Below are 16233 nucleotides of genomic sequence, written 5' to 3'. Positions count from 1 at the left end.
CCCTAGTCAGCCGGTGTAGAGGTAGACGGCGGGCAGCAGGTTGTTCGTCGCGTGGGCCACCACGCTGGAGGCCACCCGGCCGGTGATCATGCGGGCCGCGCCGATGGCCAGCCCCTGCGCGAACAGGCTCAGCACGCGCCAGCTCTCCTCGTGCAGGAACGCGAAGACGACGGCGGTCAGCGCCAGGATCGCGATCCTGGGTATCCGGTAGTGGGCCAGCGCCTGCCACAGCGCTCCCCTGGTGAGCAGTTCCTCGGTCAGCGGCGCGCCGAGGAAGACGAACAGCGCCGCGGCGGCCAGCCAGACCGTCCGGCCGCCGGAGAGGGCTTCGATCTCGTCCAGCGAGCTGGACCGGTCCGGGTTGATGCGCAGCAGCAGCGCGCCGATGAGCCAGGCGGCCAGCAGCGCCGCGCCGCCTGCGGCCAGGCCGACCTTCAGGTCGCGGAGGGTGGGCACCAGGCCGAAGTCCTTGTTGGGCCCGTCGCCCCGGTACCAGGAGATGACGACGGGGCCGAGGCCGAGCAGGACGTTGGGCAGGAAGACCAGCAGCAGGAGCGGGCCGAGCACCGGCGGGTTGGTGACGTCCACCTCGGCGAAGCGGTCGGCCGTCGCGGCGGTGAAGGCGAGGATGGCGAGGTGGTAACCGCCGAGCCCGGTGAAGAACGCCAGGAAACCCCAGTGCGCGCGGCCGGTGTCCTGGTCCTGCTGTTCCTCCACTCGTCCGAACGTAGTGGTCCGGTGGGGCGGAGTGCTGCCCGAGGCCGTTCAAGATCACCCTGACGGCGGCAGCACTCACCACGGGTGGCGGAAGAACTCCTCGCCACCCGCCCCCATCACGGATTTCCTACCGCAGCCGACCGGGCGCCGCGAGGTCAGGCGTGGATCCGGCCGCGCAGCATGACCAGCTTCGGGTGCCGCAGGGCGTCGAGGTCCTCACGCGGGTCGTCCTCGTAGACCACGACGTCGGCCGCGGCGCCCTCGGTCAGCGACGGGAAGCCGAGCCACTCGCGGGCGGCCCAGGACGCCGCGCCGAGGGCCTGGGTGGTGCTCAGGCCGACCCCGTGCAGCGCCTTGATCTCGTCCACGATCCGGCCGTGCTCGATGCCGCCGCCCGCGTCCGTGCCCGCGAACACCGGCACGCCCGCCTCGACCGCCTTCGCGATGGTCTCGGTGTTGCGCTCGTACAGGTGCCGCATGTGGCCCTGGTAGACCGGGTACTTGTCGGCGCCCGCCGCGATGGCCGGGAAGTTCTCGATGTTGATCAACGTCGGCACCAGCGCGGTCCCGTTGCGGGCCATCTGCGCGATCGTGTCGTCGGTCAGGCCCGTGCCGTGCTCGATGCAGTCGATGCCCGCGTTGAGCAGGGCGGGCAGGGCGTCCTCGCCGAAGACGTGCGCGGTGACCCTGGCCTTGTTCTCGTGCGCGACCTTGATCGCCTCGGTGAGCACGTCCTCGGTCCACAGGGGCGCGAGGTCGCCGGTGGAGCGGTCGATCCAGTCGCCGACCAGCTTCACCCAGCCGTCGCCGGCGGCGACCTGCTCGGCCACGGCGGACGGCAGGTCGGCCGGGTCCTCGATCTCGACGCCCAGGTACTTGATGTACCGCTTGGGCCTGGCCAGGTGCCTGCCCGCGCGGATGATCCGGGGCAGGTCGAGGCGCTCCTGCAGCGGTCGCGTGTCCAGCGGCGAGCCGCAGTCGCGGATGAGCAGGGTGCCCGTCCGCCGGTCGGCGAGGGCCTGGTCGACCGCCTCGGGCAGGTCGACCGCGCCCCTGGCGCCCAGGCCGACGTGGCAGTGCGCGTCGACCAGGCCGGGCACCAGGTACCCGCCGCTGCTGACGGTGGTCGCGCCGGGCACCGGCCGGGTGCGGATCCGCCCGTTGACCACCCAGACGTCCCGCGGGTCGCCACCCTCGGGGAGGACGACGCCCCGCAGGTGCAGGCCGCTCACTTGTCGAACTTCAGCTTCGACGGGTCGAAGCCGGGCGGGAGCTGGTCGAAGCCGCCGAGGCCGGGTGGCAGCGCGGGACCGCCGCCCTGCGGAGGCATGCCGGGCATCATCCCGGGCATGCCGGGGAACCCGCCGCGCACCTTCGGCGGGGTGGGGCCGCGGCCCTTGCCCTTCTTCCCCTTCTTGCCCTTGCCCTTGCGGTTGTTCTTGCCGCCACCGCCGGGCAGGCCGAAGCGGCCGGCCATCTGGCTCATCATCTTGCGCGCTTCGAAGAAGCGGTTGACCAGGTCGTTCACGTCGCTGACCCGGACGCCGGAGCCGTTGGCGATGCGCAGCCGGCGGGACGCGTTGATGATCTTCGGGTCGTCGCGCTCGGCCGGGGTCATGCCGCGGATGATCGCCTGCACCCGGTCCAGGTGCCGCTCGTCCAGGTTGGCCAGCTGGTCCTTCATCTGGCCCGCGCCGGGCAGCATGCCGAGCAGGTTCGCGATCGGGCCCATCTTGCGCAGGGCCAGCATCTGCTCCAGGAAGTCCTCGAGCGTGAGCTGGCCGGAGCCCATCTTGACCGCGGCGGCCTCGGCCTGGTCGGCGTCGAACGCCTGCTCGGCCTGCTCGATGAGGGTGAGCATGTCGCCCATGCCCAGGATCCGGCTCGCCATCCGGTCCGGGTGGAAGACGTCGAAGTCCTCCAGCTTCTCGCCGTTCGAGGCGAACAGGATGGGCTGGCCGGTGACCTCGCGGACGCTGAGCGCGGCGCCACCGCGGGCGTCGCCGTCGAGCTTGGTGAGCACCACGCCGGTGAAGCCGACGCCGTCCTGGAACGCCGTGGCGGTGTTCACCGCGTCCTGGCCGATCATCGCGTCGACCACGAACAGCACCTCGTCGGGCTGCACGGCGGCGCGGATGTCGACGGCCTGGCGCATCATCTCCTCGTCGACGCCGAGGCGGCCCGCGGTGTCGACCAGCACGATGTCGTGCTGCGCCCGCTTGGCCTCCTCGATGCCCTTGCGGGCCACGTCGACCGGGTCGCCCACGCCGTTGCCGGGCTCGGGCGCGAACACGGGCACGCCCGCGCGCTCGCCGACCACCTGCAGCTGGGTCACCGCGTTGGGGCGCTGGAGGTCGCACGCCACCAGCATCGGGGTGTGGCCCTGGCCCTTGAGCCACTTGGCGAGCTTGCCCGCCAGGGTGGTCTTACCGGCACCTTGCAGACCCGCGAGCATGATCACGCTCGGCGGGTTCTTGGCCAGGTTGAGCCTGCGGGTCTCCCCGCCGAGGATGCCGACCAGCTCCTCGTTGACGATCTTGACGACCTGCTGGGCCGGGTTCAGGGCCTGGCTGACCTCGGCGCCCTTGGCGCGCTCCTTGACCTTCGCGATGAACGTGCGCACCACGGGCAGCGCGACGTCGGCCTCCAGCAGCGCGACCCGGATCTCGCGCGCGGTGGCGTCGATGTCGGCCTCGGACAGCCGCCCCTTGCCCCGCAGGTTCTGCAGGACCGAGGTGAGCCGGTCGGAAAGGGTGTTGAACACGATGCCGCCAGACCTCGCACGTCGTCGGTGGGTTCCTCGTACTCAGGGTAGCCGTTCACGCCGGCGTCACCGACAGGCGCAGGTGGTCACGACGGGTCAGCAGGGTCAGGCCCTGCCAGCCGCGCGGCGGCACGCCCTCGGCGAACCGGGCGCGGAGCCTGGCCGCGCGGCGCACGTGCCGCGTGAACGACCGCGACCGGATCAGCCTGCCCCGCGCCACCTGGCCGGACAGGGCCTGCTCGGGGCTCGCGTCCAGCCACAGGAAGTGCCGTGGCCGGTTGGTCAGCGCGCCGACGGCGACGAGGCCGGCGCGGGTGGTCGGGCGGGTGGACGGCTCGTGCACGAGCAGCAGGCCGTTCGTGGTGATCGCGAACCACACGATCCGGGCCCGGTGCACGAAGTGCACCAACGGGCGGTAGAGCCGGTACGGCAGGGCCTTGGGGAAGAAGGCGCGGAGGCTGGTCCGCACCTGGTCGGAATCCAGCACGACGGTGGGCGCGCCGCCCGTGTCGGCGGCGGCGAGCAGCGTCGACTTGCCCGCTCCCGGCAGTCCGGCCAGCACGACCAGCGAGCGCGGCCTCACGGCGACAGCGGTCATCGCATCCATACTAAAGAGACGTTTCGGACGACCACGAGTTCCGGGCGTGATCGAGAGCGGCCCAACCCCTCGACAGGCCGCTCCCGACCACGCGGTGGCGCTGACCCCGCCGGCGCCCCCCGGCCGCGCGGTCCCCTGTGCCACGGGGAGAAGCCTCCCCCGGCACGGGGGTCCACCGGCAGCGTGAGCACCCTCGGTCGGTTGTGCGTAGACCTACGCAACCTCAGCGCGCGGCGAGCAGCACGGCCCGCTCGACCCGCCGCCGCTGGTCGGCGTTGCCGCCTTCGGGCGAGGTGATGGCGAACGAGTCCACCACCGTGGAGCCCAATGTGGACACCCGCGCCCAGACGATGTCCACTCCGGACTGCTCCAACGCGTCCGCGACGTGGTGCAGCAGCCCGATCCGGTCCGCCGCGCGCAGTTCCAGCACCACCGCGCCGGTCGACTCGTCGTCGAACCAGAGCACCTTCGGCGGCGGCGGGTCCTGCGGCGGGCCGCCGTAGTCGCGTTCCTTCGCGGCGAGCTTGTCGGCCAGCGCGAGGGAGCCGTCCAGCGCCCTGGTGAGCTGCTCGCGCAGCAGGGTCACGTCCGGCAGGGAGCCGAACCTGGGCGACACCGTGAACACGTCCACGGCCGCGCCCTCGTGGGAGCGCAGGGTGGCGGCGTGCACTTCCAGGGAGTTCAGCGCGAGCACGCCGGCCGCCCGGGACAGCAGCCCCGGCCGGTCGGGCGCGACCACCGTCACGGTGGCCGCGTGGTCGCCCGGGTCGATGAGCACGTCCGGTTTGCCGCTGGCCAGCACGGCCCGCGCGAGGTCCTGCTGGCGCTGGTCCAACGGCTCCGGCTCGGGCAGCGGGTCGCCCGCCATCGCCGTGCGGCAGCGCGCGACCAGGTCGCTGATCAGCGAGGCCTTCCAGTCCGACCACACGCCCGGCCCGGTGGCCACGGCGTCGGCCTCGGCCAGCGCGTAGAGCAGCTCCAGCAGCACGGGGTCGCCGCCGAGCGTGTCCACCACGCGGCGCACGGTGGCCTCGTCCTCCACGTCACGGCGGGTGGCCGTGTGCGGCAGCAGGAGGTGGTGGCGCACCAGCGCGGTGAGCGTGGCCACGTCCTGCGGCCACAGGCCGAGCCGTTCGGCGATCTGGGTGGTGATCGCCGCGCCGACCTCGGAGTGGTCGGCCTGCCTGCCCTTGCCGATGTCGTGCACCAACGTGCCGAGCAGCAGCAGGTCCGGCCGGGAGACCCTGGTCACCAGGCGTGCGGCGTGCGCGGTGGCCTGCACCAGGTGCCGGTCGACGGTCCACGTGTGCGCGGCGTCGCGCGGCGGCAGGTCGCGCACCGCGCCCCACTCGGGGAAGAGCCTGCCCCACAGGCCGGTGCGGTCCAGCGCCTCGACCACGTCGATCAGGCCCACGCCGGTGCCGAGCAGGGCCAGCAGTTCCTCGCGGGCCTCCCTCGGCCACGGTTGGCGCAGCTCCGGTGCCGAGTCGGCGAGCTTGGCCAACGTGCCCGGGGCGATCGGGTGCTTGCTGCGCGCGGCGGCCGTGGCGACGCGGAGCAGCAGGGCCGGGTCGCGGCTGGGCACGGCGTCACGCGCCAACGCCACCTCGGAGCCGTGCAGCACCACGCCCTCGTCCAGCGGGCGCCTGGCCGGGGCACGCCTGAGCGGGGAACGGGCGAACACGCCCAGCCCGCGCTTGGGCACCGCGGCGCGCGCTGTGCGCATGGCCACGTCCACGGCGTACACGATCGTGCGGGCGGCGGACGACATCGACCGGGCCAGCGTGAAGCGGTCCTGCAGGCCCAACGCGGTGGCGACCTCGTCACCGTCCTGCGCGCGGAGCACGTCGCGCGGCTTGCCCGCCACCCGGCGCAGCTCGGTGCGCACGTCCAGCAGCAGCTTGCGGGCCTCGTTGACCTCGGCGGACGGCCGGTCGGTCAGCTGCGCCGCGCTCAACGCGTCCAGCAGCGTCACGTCGCGCAGCCCACCGCGGCCGTGCTTGAGGTCCGGCTCGACGCGGTGCGCGATCTCGCCGCTGCGGGCCCACCGCCGCGACGCCGACTCGGCCATCTCGTCCAGCCTCGTGCGCACCCCGGTGCGCCACGCCTGCCGGGCGCTGTCGGTCAGCCGCTTGCTGATCTCCTGGTCGCCCGCGATGTGGCGGATGTCCAGCAGCCCCAACGCGGTGCGCAGGTCACCGGCGGCGACGCGCAGCGCCTCGCCGACCGTGCGCACCGAGTGGTCGAGGCCGATGCCGGAGTTCCACAGCGGGTACCAGAGCTTCTCGGCGATCCCGTCCACGCCCTTGTGCCCGTTGTGCACCAAGAGCAGGTCGAGATCGGAATAGGGCACCAGCTCCCGCCTGCCCAGACCCCCCACGGCGACCAGTGCGACCCCACTGCCCGGTCCGCCGACGCCCGACAGCGAGGCGTGCGCGGTGAGCCAGAACTCGTGCAGGTCCACCAGCGCCTCGCGCAGCGACTCCCCCGTCAAACGGCGCCGACCTGGCGCGAGCAGCCGATCGCGTGCTCGCACCAGGTCGTCAGCCGTGACGACGGCCGCCTCGGCGTTATCCATACGGCCGTCTCCCATTCCTACTTCGGATCCCTATAGGGCATCCGAGCCGCGCTCCCCGGTGCGGACCCGGATGACGGTGTCGACCGGCGTCACCCAGACCTTCCCGTCACCGATCTTGCCGGTGCGCGCGGCCTCCACGACGGCGTCGAGGACCTTCTCCACGGCGGTGTCGTCCACCAGGACCTCGATGCGCAGCTTGGGCACGAAGTCCACGGCGTACTCGGCGCCGCGGTAGACCTCGGTGTGGCCCTTCTGCCTGCCGTACCCCTGGACCTCGCTGACGGTCATGCCCAGCACGCCCAGCTGCTCCAGGGACGCCTTCACGTCGTCCAGGGTGAAGGGCTTGATGATCGCGGTGACCAACTTCATGACTTGTTGCTCCCCTCGAGGACCGCAGTGGCGCCGGCGGCGACACTGGGCTTGCTGCCGCCACGGGCGCCGATGCCGCTGCCGAACTCGTACGCGGTCTCCGCGTGCTCGGCCTCGTCGATGCCGGCGACCTCGGCCTCCTCGTCGGCGCGGAAGCCGACGGTGAGCTTGACCAGGTAGCCGAGGACGAGGCTCAGCACGAACGAGTACGCGAGCACGGCCAGCGCGCCGACGGCCTGCCGCCACAACTGGTCGACGCCGCCGCCGTAGAAGAGGCCGTCGATGCCCGCCGGGGCGGAGGAGCTGGCGAAGAAGCCGATCAGAATGGTGCCGGAGAGGCCACCGACCAGGTGCACGCCCACCACGTCGAGCGAGTCGTCGAAGCCGAAGCGGTACTTCAAGCTGACCGCCAGGGCGCACAGGGCGCCGGTGATCGCGCCGATCGCGATGGCCCCGAGCGGGGTGACCGACGAGCAGGCCGGGGTGATGGCGACCAGGCCCGCGACAACGCCGGACGCGGCGCCGAGCGTGGTGGCGTTGCCGTCGCGCACGCGCTCCACGAGCAGCCAGCCGAGCATCGCGGCGGCGGTGGCGACCAGGGTGTTGACGAAGGTGACGCCGGCGGTGGCGTTCGCGCCGAGGGCGGAGCCCGCGTTGAAGCCGAACCAGCCGAACCACAGCAGACCCGCGCCCAGCACGACCAGCGGCAGGCTGTGCGGCTTCATCCGGTCCTTCGGCCAACCGACGCGCTTGCCGAGGACGAGCGCCAGCGCGAGGCCCGCCGCACCGGCGTTGATGTGGACCGCCGTGCCACCCGCGAAGTCGATGGCGAGCAGCTTGTTGGCGATCCAGCCGCCCGCGTCGACGACGTTGCCGTCAGCGTCCTTGCCGTCGAAGTCGAACACCCAGTGCGCGACCGGGAAGTACACGAGCACGGCCCACAGGCCGGCGAACAGCAGCCACGGCCCGAAGCGCGCCCGGTCGGCGATCGCGCCGGAGATCAGCGCCACCGTGATGATGGCGAACATCGCCTGGAACGCGACGAAGACGGTGCTCGGGATGGTCCCCGACAACGACTCCTTGCCGAGCAGGCCGTCGAGGCCGAAGAACTCGAACGGCTTGCCGAGCAGGCCGGCGCCGACGTCGGTGCCGAACGCCATCGAATAGCCGACCAACACCCAGAGCACACCGACCACGGCGATTGCGCCCAGGCTCATCATCATCATGTTGAGCACACTCTTCGACCGGACCATGCCCCCGTAGAAGAAGGCAAGTCCCGGCGTCATCAACAGCACCAGTGCGGCACTGGTGAGCACCCAGGCGGTGTCCCCTGTATCCACGTCGACCTCCACTGCACGTCGGTTGCAGGGAGCATCGGTATGTCCTGTTTCACGCGGTTGCGCCTCAGGTTTCGTACAGGTGAACTGTCCCGCCCCTGGTGTTACAGGCACGTTTCGCGGGGTTGAAGCAAGCAGTTCCGCCCGCAACCAGTCCGGGTCGCCGCGAGATTTCCGGTGACGGACCGTGCGAGCGCGACTCGGCTTTGCGGTGGTTCGTGTGATCCCGCGCAATGGCCTGACGACGCTGGGTCACCAACGGTCGGCCGCCGTGCCCCGTGGTCGCGGCCGAGCCTGCCAGACCGGCCGGGGGGCCCCCCCCCCCCGGGGGGGGGGGGGGGGCGCCCGCCCCCCCCCCCCGCCCCCCCCGCGGGGGGGGGGGGGGGCCCCCCCCCCCCCCCCCGCGCGGGGGGGGGGGGGGGGGGGGGGTGGCCCCCCCCCCCCCCCCCCACGGGTGTGACCGGGTCAGCTCGCGGTGCAGGAGGCGGTCGGGGCGCTGTTCGCGCCGCGCGACGAGGCCGTGAACCCGAACGAGGTGCTGCCGCCCGCGCCGAGGCTGCCGTTGTAGCCGGCGTTGCGGGCCGTCACGGTCGAGCCGCTGCTGGTGACGGTGGCGTTCCAGGCGTTGGTGATGGCCTGGCCGTCGGCGAAGGTCCAGGTGACGGTCCAGCCCTTGATCGCCGACGTCCCCGCCGTGATCCGGACCTCGCCCTGGAAGCCGCCCGGCCACTGGTTGGTGACCGTGTAGGCGGCGGTGCAGGCGAGTCCGCCGCCGGGCGTGGTGGTCGTGGTGGTGGTCGTCGTCGTGGTGGTCGTGGTGGTCGTGGTCGTGCCGCCGAAGATCGCGGCTTCCTTGGCGGTGGCCTTGATGCCGTTGGCGCCGTTGAAGATCCGCTGACCCCACGTGGTGAGCCGGGCGGGGTCGAAGGCGGTCGCCATGTCCAGGATCGGGTCGGAGTTGCCGCTCCACGACCAGGCCAGGTAGCCCAGGCCCCGCTTCTGCGCCTCGCTCAGGATCGTCTCGTGGTCGACCTCACCGCTCTTGAACTGCCAGCCGAACTCGCCGACGACCAGCGGCAGGCCCTTGCTCTGGAAGGCGTCGAAGTAGGAAGTGATGCTCGAGGCTGTGTTGTAGACGCTGTACATGTGGATGGAGAACACGGTGTTGCGGCGGGAGTCGGCGTTCCAGATGGTCTGGGCGTTGTCCCGCATGACGTTCTGCCAGTCCTGGCCCCAGTTCGGCCCGTCGACCATCAGCAGGTGCTCGAAACCGTTGGCCCGCAGCTTCTTCACCGCGTTCGCGGTCGCATCGGTCCACTGCGCGGCGTCGACGTTGCCGATCGGCTCGTTGCCGATGTTGATGACGACGTAGTCCTCCTGGCCCACCAGAGCGCTCTTCTGGCCGATCCAGTAGTTCGCCGCCTCGTCCAACGACGCCGCCGCGCCCTCCTCCCCGTACCCGGTGGTGTCGTGCACCTCCAGCACGCAGATCATCCGGTTGCGCTTGCACAGGTCGATCACGGCGGGCACGTCGGTGGACGGCCCCCACCGCTTCCCGGTGCCCAGCACCACGCGCACGGTGTTCGCGCCCAGCGCCTTGATGTCGGCGAACGAGTCGGTCTCGCCGGTGAACCAGACGTGCGGGTGGTTGACACCCCGCATCACGAACGGCTGCCCGCCGGCCTCCACGACCTTGGTCCCGCTGACGTGCAGGCCCACTGCCTCCGGGGCGGCTTCCTGGGCCTGTGACAGGGCGGTCGTCCCTAAGCCGGCGGCGACGAGCAGCGCGGCGACGGCCGCAGCGATCCTTGTTCTCATGGTCTTTCGACACCTCGTTGAGTCGATGACACTTGTCCGGTTTGTCTGCCCAGCTCAAGCCTCGTACAGGGTTCGACTGCTCCACGGTCCTGGGAGCGCTCCCAGAAGAGCTGTTGACAGTACGTCATTGCATGGCCGCAGCCCGGAGGTCCACCAGCTCGACCCGAGCCGTCGCGGCCCGGTCGCGGAACGGGGTGGCGCCTGACTGCGAACCGTATTAGTTTCTAGCTGGAACTTGTGCTCCCACACGGTACGTCCGCCATCGCCGAGAAGTCAACGCCTGCCCGTATAGGTCCCTGACCAGTAGTTTTGATCGCACTCACCACCAGCCACACCCAGGCGGGCGTGCCACGCGGGGCCGATGAACCCACACCCCTCCCCGCCGAACCGGAGGTGAACAGGTGAACCGATCGACGCGAGGACGCCCGCTCAAGTCACTCCCACTACGCAGGTGGTCGGTTCACCGAATATCACGCTTAGTAATGAACTCTGGTAACGCTCCCACACGCACGAGGAGTGGTTTCGTGACAACACCCCACGCGACGGCGAGCACCGCGCTCCGGGAGCCCCGGTATCGTCGGCCGGTGACCTCGGAAGCCGGCACCCGCACCACTCCCTCGTGGCCGGACCTGTCCTCCGTCGCCCGGGACGTCCTGCTGGAGGTGCTGGTCCACGGGCCGCTGTCCCGGGCCGAGATCGCCGACCGGCTGCACCTGTCCCGGCCGACCCTCACCCGCGTGACCAGGTCATTGATGCTCGAAGGGCTTCTGGTGCAGGGCGACAACCGGCCGCACCCCTCGGCCGGTCGGCCCTCCGAGATGCTCCACGTGCGGGGCGGGGCACACCACTTCCTCGGCGTGAAGCTGACCGCCGAACGGCTCTACGCCACGATGACCGACCTGACCACGACTGCGGTCGCCGCCACCCACGAGCCGCTGCGCTCCCCCGACCCCGACGACGTGGTCGCCCAGATCGCCGACGTGGCCACGCGCTTCCCCCTCGCGACCGGCGTGGGGGTGACGCTGGGCGGGATCGCCCTCGACGGTGTGGTGGTGCGCGACGAGCACCTCGGCTGGACCGACGTGCCGCTCAAGGCCGCGGTAACCCGGGCCACCGGCGTCCCCACCGCGGTCGGCAACGACGTGCAGGCGCTCACCGCGGCGCAGCACTGGTTCGGTCCCGGCGCCGGACTGCGGTCCATGGCGGTCATCACCGTCGGCGCGGGCGTCGGCACCGGGCTGATCCTCAACGGCGGCCTCGTCGAAGGCGCGCACGGCCTGCCGCCCTGCTTCAGCCACACCCTCGTCGACGCACGCGGACCGCTGTGCGGCTGCGGCCGGCGCGGGTGCGTCTCCGCCTACCTGCTGACGCACGTGATACTGCGACGCCTGACCGGTCGCCCCACCTACGAAGAGGCACTCGACCGGGCCCGCGCGGGAGACCCGCAGGCGCGGCAGGTGTTCGACGAGGCCGGCTACGCGCTCGGCGTGCTCATCGGCACCGTCGCCAACGCCGTCGACCCGCAGAAGGTCCTGCTCACCGGCGAGGGCCTGCCGCTGTACGAGGTCTCGACGCAACTGGTGCACGACGGCATCGAGGACACCTTCGACGACGACCCGGCGTTGGTGGAGCTGGACGTGCAGCCGTTCGACCACAGCGAGTGGGCCAGGTCCGGCGCCGCTCTGGCCATCAAGGCGACGATCACCGGCACGGTCTGACGTCCGAGATCGGGCAGCGGCACTACCCACCTGTACCCGCAGAGCTTCGCGGACTCCGGCCGTGCCGGCGCCGACGGGATCGGCGACCTCGCCGAGATCACCGCCCGGCTCGACTACCTGCGGTGGCTGGGCGTCGGCGCCGTGTGGCTCGACGTCGTCGCCGGGCACACCTCCGACCAGCACCCCTGGTTCCGGGCGTCCGCCGACGACCCGGACGACGACCGGTACGTGTGGAGCGACGTCCCCGTCGAGGGCTTCGTGCCCGGCTCGGGGCGGCGCGGCGGCTCCTACCTGCCGAACTTCTTCCCCGTGCGGCCCGCGCTCAACTTCGGCTACGCGCGCACCGACCCCGACGAGCCGTGGCGCGCCCCGGTCGAAGCCGACGGGCCGCGGGCCAACCGCGCCGCGCTGCGGGAGATCATGGCGCACTGGTTCGACCTGGGGGTCGCCGGGTTCCGCGTCGACATGGCGGCGTCGCTCGTCAAGGACGACCCCGGCCTCGTGGAGACGGGCCGGCTGTGGCGCGAGAGCTGCGACTGGCTCGACGCCACCTAAGCCCCGGCGGTTCACCGGCCGGCGGCCCACAGGCCTTCCGGCACCGGTTCCCGGATCCGGTCCGCGGCGGCACGGACGTGGTCGACCGCGCCGAGCCCGGTGACCACGGACGCGACGGCAGGGTGTCGCAACGGGAACGCCATGGCCGCGTGCGGCAGCGTGGTCCCGTGCCGCTCGCACGTCCCGGCCCACGACCGGGCCACCGCGAGCACGTCGGCCGGCGCCGGCCCGTAGTCGAAGTAGGCGTCGTCCGGCGGCCAGGGCCGAGCCAGGAGACCGGAGTTGTAGGGAGCGGCGGCCAGGACCGACACCCCGCGTTCCGCACACGCGTCGAGCAGGGGCGCCGCCGTTCGATCCACGAGGGTCCAACGGCCGGCCACCATGATGACGTCGACGTCGGTCTCCCGGACCGCCCGCAGCGGCGCCTGCCACTGGTTCATCCCCAAGCCGACCGCCCGCACGACCCCTTGCTCGCGCAGCGCGACCAGGGCGGGAACGGCTTCGGTCAGCGCTTGGTCGACGTGGTCGTCGGGATCGTGGACGAGCACGATGTCGATCCGGTCGACACCCAGGCGCCGCAGGCTGGCGTCGATGCTGCGCAGCACCCCGTCGGCGCTGTAGTCGCGGACGCGGACCTGGTCGTCCGGCACGTCGAACCCACCGTGCGCCAGGTCCGAGCCCGTGGGCGCGGGATTCGGCTCCAGCAGCCGTCCGACCTTCGTGGAGATGACGTAGTCGTCGCGCGGCCGGCCGGCCAACGCGGCGCCGAGCCGCCGTTCGGACAGGCCGAGCCCGTAGTGGGGCGCGGTGTCGAAGTACCGCACCCCTTCCGCCCAGGCCGCCTCGATGACGGCGTGGGCCACGTCGTCCGGTCGAGCCCGGTAGAGGTTGCCGATCGGCGCGGCGCCGAACCCCAACTCGGTCACGGTGACGCCGGTGGTCCCGAGTGGACGTCGCGGCAGTTCCCGGGTGTCACCGCTCATCGCCGCACCCCCGCACGGCGGAGGGTGCGCATCTCGTCCGCGGCCGAGCCGGCGGCACGCCCGGCGCCGGCAACTCGACCTGTGCGGTCGAGCGCGGCGGTGGTCGGACAACTCGTTCGCTGCAACTGCGCTCCTCGGTTTCGACTGTTGACATCGATCGCAGAGCCGGACAACTTCGGCGACCGCGCGCACCCCCCGCTCATACATCCGATCTATGGTCGGTATGTATACGCATCCGCGCTGCAACGCACAAGACACCCTGCCGCATACCGGCCGACACGCATCTCGTTACCCCAGAGGACTAGTCAGCGTCTTGTTGATCTCACACCGACGACCAGGCCGGGCGGTCGACCTCACAGGCGTCCACCCCCGTTCGACGGGAATACCTCCAAGGTCTGGTCCGCCGGCGGCGTTCCGGCGCAAGCTGGACCTCGACCCCGTTCCGGCACCAAGCCGGAACCCGGGATCTGGAACAACAGGTCGTAGCCCTCGGCGGCACCGTCCACGTCGGCGACAGCTGACAGAGCGCGATGTGCCGGGCGGTGGCGCTGTCATCGCCACCGGGCCGCGGACAGGACAGTGTCAGCGCCGTGGCTGCACGGTGTCAGCGCGGCCGGTGATCGTATCCCCATCGAACGGCCCGACCACCCCGGACGGGCCACTCACCAGGGGAGATGCGACATGCCCAGCTTCACCACGCCGGCACCCGTCACCGCCGCGCTGACCACCGCCGGCGCCCACGTCCGGGTCACCGCCGGCGACCGCGCCGACACCGTCGTGCACGTCGAGCCGCTCGACAGCGCGAACAAGACCGACGTCAAGGTCGCGGAACGCACCAAGATCGACTTCACCGACGGCACGCTGTCGATCAAGACCACCAAGTCCGGCGACAAGACCGGCTCGGTCGCCATCACCGTCGAGCTGCCCGCCGGCTCCGCACTGGTCCTGAACACCGCGTGGAGCGACGTGCGCGCCACCGGCCCACTCGGCGCCTGCGAGCTCAACACCGCCTCCGGCCACGTCCTCCTCGACCGGGTCGCCGCGCTGCGCGGCAACCTCGGCGGCGGCACGGTCCAGGTCGACCACGTCGCGGGCGCCGTCGACGTCGACGGCGGCACGGCGGGCCTGCGGCTGGGCGAGGTCGACGGCACCGTCCGCTACCAGGGCACGACCGGCGAGGTCTGGATCGGCCACGCCCGCTCCGACATCGACCTCGGCGGCTCCAACGGCGCCTTCACCGTCGACCACGCGGACGGCAGCGTCACCGCCCGCGCCGCCAACTGCCCCATCCGCATCGGCCACGTCACCCGCGGCCAGGTCGAACTCGCCAACGCCTCCGGCGGCATCGAGATCGGCGTCCCCGACGACGCCACCGCCGAAGTGGACGCCAACAGCACCAAGGGCGTCGTGCGCAACACCCTGCCCGCACCGACCAACCCCACCGACACCGTCAAGATCCACGCCCGCACCCGGCTCGACGACATCGTCATCCACCGCGCCACGGCCTGAACCCCGACCCACCAGGAAGGACCAATCACCATGAACACCACCTACGAGCAGGTCGAGCAGGGCTGGGGCAAGGTCGCCGACGTCTTCCGCGCGAACTTCGCGGACGGCGGCGAGGTCGGAGCGGCGTGCACCGTCTACGTCGGCGGACGACCGGTGGTCGACCTGCGCGACGGCCTGGCCGACCGCGAGACCAACCGCCCGTGGACCGGGGACACGATCGTCCAGGTCGCGTCCACCACGAAGGGCGCCGCCGCCATCTGCGCCCACATGCTGGTCCAACGCGGCGAGCTGGACCTCGACGCCCCGGTGACCAGGTACTGGCCGGAGTTCGGCGCGAACGGCAAGGCCGACATCCCGGTCCGCTGGCTGCTCTCGCACCAGGTCGGCCTGCCGATCGTGGACGGGCCGCTGACGTTCGAGCAGGCGTGCGCCTGGGACCCGGTCATCCGCGCGCTCGAAGCGCAGGCGCCGCTGTGGCAGCCGGGCACCGAGCACGTCTACCACAGCATGACCTACGGGTTCCTCGTCGGCGAGGTCGTCCGCCGGGTCACCGGCAAGTCACTCGGCACGTACTTCGCCGACGAGGTCGCCGCCCCGCTCGGCCTCGACGCCTGGATCGGGCTGCCCGAGGAGCACGAGGACCGCGTCGCCACCCTCCACTACGCCGCACCGTTCAGCGTGGAGGAACTGCTCGCCGGGATGATCGCCACGACCGGGCTGGACGCCGACACGGTCACCGCCTGGGTCCAGGCCGTCTGGGGCGCGGACTCGGTCCAGGCCCGCGCCGGCGAGGTCGGCGGCGCCTTCGACAACACCTCCGCCTACTTCACCACCCGTGCTTGGCGCGCCGCCGAGTTCCCGGCCGCGAACATGGTCGCCGACGCGCACTCGATCGCCCGCATGTACGCGGCCACGGTCAGCGACGTCGACGGCGTGCGGCTGCTCGACCCGGCGACCGTCGAGCGGGCGACGGAGGTCCAGACCGGCGGGACCCGCATGCACGGCCTGCCCGCGGGCCTGGAGATCCCGGCCGACCGCTCCTTCAACATGTCCCTCGGTTTCTGGCGGTCCTGCCCGCCGATGCCGATGCTCGGCCCGGGGTCGTTCGGCCACCCCGGCTCCGGCGGGTCGATCGGCTTCGCCGACCCGGACGCCGGTGTCGGCTTCGCCTACGTCACCAACCTGTGGAACTTCCGCCCCGACGACCCGCGCGCGGCCGACCTGGCCAAGGCCGTCCGCGACTGCCTCCGGTGACGCCGAGGCGGTGAGATCACCAGACGGCTCCCA

Annotated in this window: 13 protein-coding genes and 1 pseudogene; 5 read left to right on the top strand and 9 right to left on the bottom strand. The window is 72.0% G+C overall.

Annotated elements, in window-relative coordinates:
• Positions 1-6: 6 nt before the first annotated feature.
• The 8 genes from LNK82_RS22990 to LNK82_RS22955 all read right to left on the bottom strand — a co-directional run bounded on the left by LNK82_RS22990 (position 7) and on the right by LNK82_RS22955 (position 10181).
• Positions 7-717: a CPBP family intramembrane glutamic endopeptidase gene (locus tag LNK82_RS22990; protein WP_230567685.1), complete on the bottom strand. Its 711-nt coding sequence runs from the start codon at positions 715-717 to the stop codon at positions 7-9.
• A gap of 155 nt (positions 718-872) precedes the next feature.
• Positions 873-1949, bottom strand: coding sequence for an amidohydrolase family protein (locus tag LNK82_RS22985; RefSeq protein WP_230567686.1), 1077 nt, complete (start codon positions 1947-1949; stop codon positions 873-875).
• Complete coding sequence (gene ffh, locus LNK82_RS22980) at positions 1946-3481, bottom strand: signal recognition particle protein (protein ID WP_230567687.1); 1536 nt, start codon at positions 3479-3481, stop codon at positions 1946-1948. The genes LNK82_RS22985 and ffh overlap by 4 nt, the downstream gene beginning before the upstream one ends.
• A gap of 55 nt (positions 3482-3536) precedes the next feature.
• Complete coding sequence (locus tag LNK82_RS22975; protein ID WP_230567688.1) at positions 3537-4079, bottom strand: AAA family ATPase; 543 nt, start codon at positions 4077-4079, stop codon at positions 3537-3539.
• Positions 4080-4302: 223 nt separating this feature from the next.
• Positions 4303-6657 (bottom strand): [protein-PII] uridylyltransferase, encoded by a 2355-nt coding sequence (locus tag LNK82_RS22970; protein WP_230567689.1) that lies wholly within the window; start codon positions 6655-6657, stop codon positions 4303-4305.
• 30 nt (positions 6658-6687) lie between these two features.
• Positions 6688-7026: a P-II family nitrogen regulator gene (locus tag LNK82_RS22965; RefSeq protein WP_230567690.1), complete on the bottom strand. Its 339-nt coding sequence runs from the start codon at positions 7024-7026 to the stop codon at positions 6688-6690.
• Positions 7023-8366, bottom strand: a complete 1344-nt coding sequence (locus tag LNK82_RS22960; RefSeq protein WP_230567691.1) for an ammonium transporter — start codon at positions 8364-8366, stop codon at positions 7023-7025. Before LNK82_RS22960 ends, LNK82_RS22965 begins: the two co-directional genes overlap by 4 nt.
• A 462-nt stretch (positions 8367-8828) precedes the next feature.
• The gene (locus LNK82_RS22955) at positions 8829-10181 is read right to left on the bottom strand and encodes a cellulase family glycosylhydrolase (RefSeq protein WP_230569108.1); all 1353 of its coding nucleotides are present in this window, start codon (positions 10179-10181) and stop codon (positions 8829-8831) included.
• 584 nt (positions 10182-10765) lie between these two features.
• Between LNK82_RS22955 and LNK82_RS22950 the strand changes: the two genes are divergently transcribed.
• The 3 genes and pseudogenes from LNK82_RS22950 (at position 10766) to LNK82_RS22945 (ending at position 12454) form a co-directional block, all read left to right on the top strand.
• A complete protein-coding gene (locus LNK82_RS22950) occupies positions 10766-11899 on the top strand; it encodes an ROK family transcriptional regulator (protein WP_230569107.1) in 1134 nt (377 codons plus the stop codon).
• A 30-nt stretch (positions 11900-11929) separates the two neighbouring features.
• A pseudogene (locus tag LNK82_RS48625) lies at positions 11930-12037 on the top strand (alpha-amylase family glycosyl hydrolase); the annotation flags it as partial.
• Between the two features lie 3 nt (positions 12038-12040).
• Positions 12041-12454, top strand: a complete 414-nt coding sequence (locus tag LNK82_RS22945; RefSeq protein WP_230569106.1) for an alpha-amylase family protein — start codon at positions 12041-12043, stop codon at positions 12452-12454.
• 11 nt (positions 12455-12465) lie between these two features.
• On the opposite strand, the gene LNK82_RS22940 is transcribed toward LNK82_RS22945, so the two are convergent.
• The gene (locus LNK82_RS22940) at positions 12466-13437 is read right to left on the bottom strand and encodes an aldo/keto reductase (RefSeq protein ID WP_230569105.1); all 972 of its coding nucleotides are present in this window, start codon (positions 13435-13437) and stop codon (positions 12466-12468) included.
• 681 nt (positions 13438-14118) lie between these two features.
• Between LNK82_RS22940 and LNK82_RS22935 the strand changes: the two genes are divergently transcribed.
• Both LNK82_RS22935 and LNK82_RS22930 read left to right on the top strand, forming a co-directional pair.
• Positions 14119-14946, top strand: coding sequence for a DUF4097 family beta strand repeat-containing protein (locus LNK82_RS22935; protein WP_230569104.1), 828 nt, complete (start codon positions 14119-14121; stop codon positions 14944-14946).
• 30 nt (positions 14947-14976) lie between these two features.
• Positions 14977-16200, top strand: coding sequence for a serine hydrolase domain-containing protein (locus tag LNK82_RS22930; RefSeq protein WP_230569103.1), 1224 nt, complete (start codon positions 14977-14979; stop codon positions 16198-16200).
• Positions 16201-16233: the final 33 nt, after the last annotated feature.

This window comes from Saccharothrix luteola (assembly GCF_020859565.1).
Taxonomy (GTDB): Bacteria; Actinomycetota; Actinomycetes; order Mycobacteriales; family Pseudonocardiaceae; genus Actinosynnema; species Actinosynnema luteola.
This window is presented reverse-complemented; position numbering and strand designations above follow the sequence as displayed.

Excerpts from the sequence above, each read along its gene's own strand:
- LNK82_RS22975 (WP_230567688.1), bottom strand. The coding sequence starts at position 4,079 with ATGACCGCTGTCGCCGTGAGGCCGCGCTCGCTGGTCGTGCTGGCCGGA.
- LNK82_RS22970 (WP_230567689.1), bottom strand. The coding sequence starts at position 6,657 with ATGGATAACGCCGAGGCGGCCGTCGTCACGGCTGACGACCTGGTGCGA.
- LNK82_RS22965 (WP_230567690.1), bottom strand. The coding sequence starts at position 7,026 with ATGAAGTTGGTCACCGCGATCATCAAGCCCTTCACCCTGGACGACGTG.
- LNK82_RS22955 (WP_230569108.1), bottom strand. The coding sequence starts at position 10,181 with ATGAGAACAAGGATCGCTGCGGCCGTCGCCGCGCTGCTCGTCGCCGCC.
- LNK82_RS22940 (WP_230569105.1), bottom strand. The coding sequence starts at position 13,437 with ATGAGCGGTGACACCCGGGAACTGCCGCGACGTCCACTCGGGACCACC.
- LNK82_RS22935 (WP_230569104.1), top strand. The coding sequence starts at position 14,119 with ATGCCCAGCTTCACCACGCCGGCACCCGTCACCGCCGCGCTGACCACC.
- LNK82_RS22930 (WP_230569103.1), top strand. The coding sequence starts at position 14,977 with ATGAACACCACCTACGAGCAGGTCGAGCAGGGCTGGGGCAAGGTCGCC.